We start from the raw sequence: 3,662 nt of genomic DNA, 5'->3' as shown, positions 1-3,662 counted from the left end.
AAGGCATCGCGCAGGCTCCTGCGCTCGAAATCCGACAGGCTTTCGGGCTCGATATTGTTGTCGGGATCGATACCGGCGGCCAGATCGTTAGCCTGGTTGCGGATGCGCACCGTCGACACGAACTCGAGGGCATCGTGCAAATCCTGGCCGCGACCACGCGGCAAAATGTCGGCATCGATGATGTCGCGCAAGCGTTCGAACGAGTTTCGGGTTGGCGACCCGATCGCCAGCGCATGCACCCGGATCAGATCCGAGAGCGGCGCTGTCCCTCGCCGCTTGAGATTGATGGTGCCGCTGTGGCGACCGTCCGACTCGACGACGAAGTCCTTGAAGAATCCCAGCGGTGGCGTGCGCAACAAGGCATTGCGCGCCATGCAGGCAAGAAAACGCGCATTGCCTTTGGCCTTGCGCGAAACCAGGGCTTGCAGCTGCTCGATCCACTCGCTTTCGCCCCAGACGCCATCGAGGTCGAAGAAGATGGCACTATTGAGCAGCGATTCAGGCGTCGGTTGCTCGATCCATTCGCTGAAATAGCGTTCCCACTGCCGCAGCGGCTGACGCCATTTGGCGTTGGTCGCCATCACCCCGCCGGTGCAGCAGCTGTAGCCGCAGCGCGCCAGCCCGTCGCAGACGAAATTTGCCAGCGCACTGAAATAGTCGTCGTGCTGCGCCGGCTCAAAGCTGTTGTCGAGCACCAGCGCGTTGTCCTGGTCGGTGACGATCAGCTGCTCCTGTCGGGCCATCGAACCGAGGGCCAGAAAACAGTAGGGCAGCGGTGGCGCGCCGAGTTGCTCTTCGGCGAGTTCGAGCAAGCGCTGTTTGAAGCTGCGTCCGATCACCGCCATCGCACTGCCGATCATCCGCGAGCTGGCATCCTCGCTGACCATGCGCGAGAAGCAGGCATGCACGTCGGGGATCAGAGCGGCAAGTTCATCGACACTGCGTTGACGGAAAATGCTGCTGACAACGAACAGGCTGTTGCGCGACTCATAGCGCAGCAGGTCGGACAGGGCGATCACGCCGATCGGCCGCTGCTGCTTGAGGACCGGCAGATGGTGTACGTTGTGGCGCAGCATCTGCAGCATCGCTTCGAAGACGAGCTGGTTGTGCTCCACCGAAACCGGGTCACGAGACATGATTTCGCTGACCGGCGTGTCGTAGCCGAGACCCTCCGACACCAGCCGGATGCGGATATCGCGATCGGTGATGATGCCGGCCATGCGTGGCGAGCCCCCCGCTGCCGCCGCTCCATCGATGATCAGCAAGGACGATACACCCTCCTCGCTCATCCGCCGGGCGGCGTCGACTGCAGTCGCCTCGCGCCCGAGCATCACCGGCGAGCGACCAATCAGGACGCTGACCGTCGCCGACATCAGCTGATTCGCATCCTCCCGGCGTGACACCACCTGCCGAAGGCGCGTCCGGTCCTCGATCTCGACCGCATCCGCGAACTGTTCGTTGTTCTCGAAGAGTTCGGTAAACACCGGCTCGGGGATCAGGTACAGCAGGCTGTCTTCGAGGGCAATCGCCGGAAAGCGCACGCGCTTGCGGTGCAGCAGGCCGAACTCGCCGAAGTAGCCACCGTCGGTCAGCCGATTGTAAAGCGTGCCGTTGCGGCGGTAGATTTCGACCGCGCCGCTACGCACCACGTGCCAGGCCAGCGCTTCCTCGCCAAACTCGACGATGCGCGTACCGGCCTGGCAGTAGCGCACGTCCACCGACCGGGCGACGTGCTGCAGGGTTTCCTCCGGCAGCTCCGCAAACGGTGGATAGCGGCGAAGAAAGTCGAGGATTTCGATCTGTTCGTCATGCATTCTATGAACCGTGGCCTGAAGGGGAGAAAGGAAACGAGCAAGAAATGGGGCAGGCAGGCAAGCGCGTTTCGCTACAGCGCCCGCCCTTCAATGACCGTCAGTCGGGATCACCGGGGTTCGGACATCAGGCCCTTGATCACCGACACCGTAGACACCAGCAGCACGAGCGCAAACGGGAAGCCGGTCGAAACCGCCATCGCCTGCAAGGCAACCAGACCACCGCCAAGAATCAGCGAGATTGCCACCAGGCCTTCGAAGGTGCACCAGAACACACGTTGCGGCGTCGGGGCGTCGACCTTGCCCCCGGCCGAGATCACGTCGATCACCAGCGAGCCCGAATCGGACGAGGTGACGAAGAACACCACCACCAGGATGATCGCCAGGAAGGATGTGATCTGCGCCAGCGGCAGCACGTCGAGCATCAGGAAGAGCTTCAGCGGCAGATCGGCACCGGCTGCTACCTCGTAGCCATCCTTCACCAGCTGGCTGATTGCCGTGCCACCAAAAACCGTCATCCACAGGACGCAGGCCAGCGACGGCACGAGCAGTACCGAGACGATGAACTCCCGCACCGTGCGACCGCGCGAAACGCGGGCGATGAACATGCCGACGAAGGGTGACCATGAAATCCACCACGCCCAGTAGAAGGCCGTCCACCCCTGCGAGAAGTTGATGTCTTCACGTCCGGCCGGATTGGCCAATGCTGGCAGGAACTCCAGGTAGGCGCCGAGGTTGGTAAAGAAGCCGCTCAGAATGGCCAGCGTCGGGCCAACCATGATCACGAACAGCAGCAGCAGCACGGCCAGACCCATGTTGATCTCGGACAGGCGCTTGACACCGGCATCGAGGCCCGCCACCACCGAGATCATCGCCAGGCCGGTGATGCCGACCACCAGGACGATCTGCGTCGTACTGCCCAGCGGCACGTCAAACAGATAGTTCAGCCCGGCCGCCGCCTGCGAGGCGCCGAAGCCCAGCGAAGTCGCCAGACCGAACAGCGTTGCCAGCACCGCGAGGATGTCGATCACATGACCCGGCCAGCCCCAGATGCGTTCGCCGAGCAGCGGATAGAAGACCGAGCGGATGGTCAAGGGCAGACCCTTGTTGAAGGAAAACAGCGCCAGACCGAGCGCCAGAATGGCGTAGATCGCCCAGGGGTGCAGTCCCCAGTGATAAATGGTTGCCGCCATCGCCATACGCGAAGCGCCCGCTGCATCGCCGACGGCCGCAGTCAGCGGCGCCCAATCGGTGCGGACGCCGTCTTCCATGGTCGTGCCGCCAAATGCGCTGGCGAAATGCGACAGCGGCTCGGAGACACCGAAGAACATCAGGCCGATGCCCATGCCGGCGGCAAACAACATCGAGAACCAGCCGAGGTAGGTGTAATCCGGCTTGGCCTCGGTGCCGCCGAGGCGAACCTTGCCCAGCGGCGACACCGCCAGCCCCAGGCAGACAAGCACGAAGATGTTGCCCACGCTAATGAAGAACCAGTCGAGATTTGCCGTCAGCCAGGTGCGCAGGCTGCTGAACATCGGCTCAACTTCCCTCTGGAAAACCAGCGTCAGGGCCACGAAGGCGATGACCGCCAGCGCCGACACCGCAAACACGCGATTGTGGATGTCTAGGCCGAAGGGCCCGACGTTGACAATGATGTTGTCTTGACCGACCCGATAGTCGGTATCGATGGGGTTGACTTCGCCATCGGGGATCATCGGATCCCGCTTTTCCGTCATGCGTTTTCTCCTTGTCATGGACGATTGTGGGATTCGGAACTCGTCAGAACAAGAAACGAATGCGACCGGAACTAAAAGTAAACTCTAACACGCGTGTCAAATCGGCCCGCGCGAG

At 62.3% G+C, this 3,662-nt stretch carries 2 protein-coding genes; both read right to left on the bottom strand.

What is annotated here, in order from left to right; all coding sequences use genetic code 11:
• On the bottom strand, nucleotides 1-1,814 hold a 1,814-nt coding region (locus tag RUW20_RS08650; RefSeq protein ID WP_313951807.1), incomplete at its 3' end, for a DUF294 nucleotidyltransferase-like domain-containing protein.
• A gap of 107 nt (nucleotides 1,815-1,921) precedes the next feature.
• Complete coding sequence (locus RUW20_RS08645; protein ID WP_313951806.1) at nucleotides 1,922-3,547, bottom strand: BCCT family transporter; 1,626 nt, start codon at nucleotides 3,545-3,547, stop codon at nucleotides 1,922-1,924.
• Nucleotides 3,548-3,662: the final 115 nt, after the last annotated feature.

The organism is Accumulibacter sp., assembly GCF_032229525.1.
Lineage (GTDB): Bacteria > Pseudomonadota > Gammaproteobacteria > Burkholderiales > Rhodocyclaceae > Accumulibacter.
This window is presented reverse-complemented; position numbering and strand designations above follow the sequence as displayed.

Excerpts from the sequence above, each read along its gene's own strand:
- RUW20_RS08645 (WP_313951806.1), bottom strand. The coding sequence starts at position 3,547 with ATGACGGAAAAGCGGGATCCGATGATCCCCGATGGCGAAGTCAACCCC.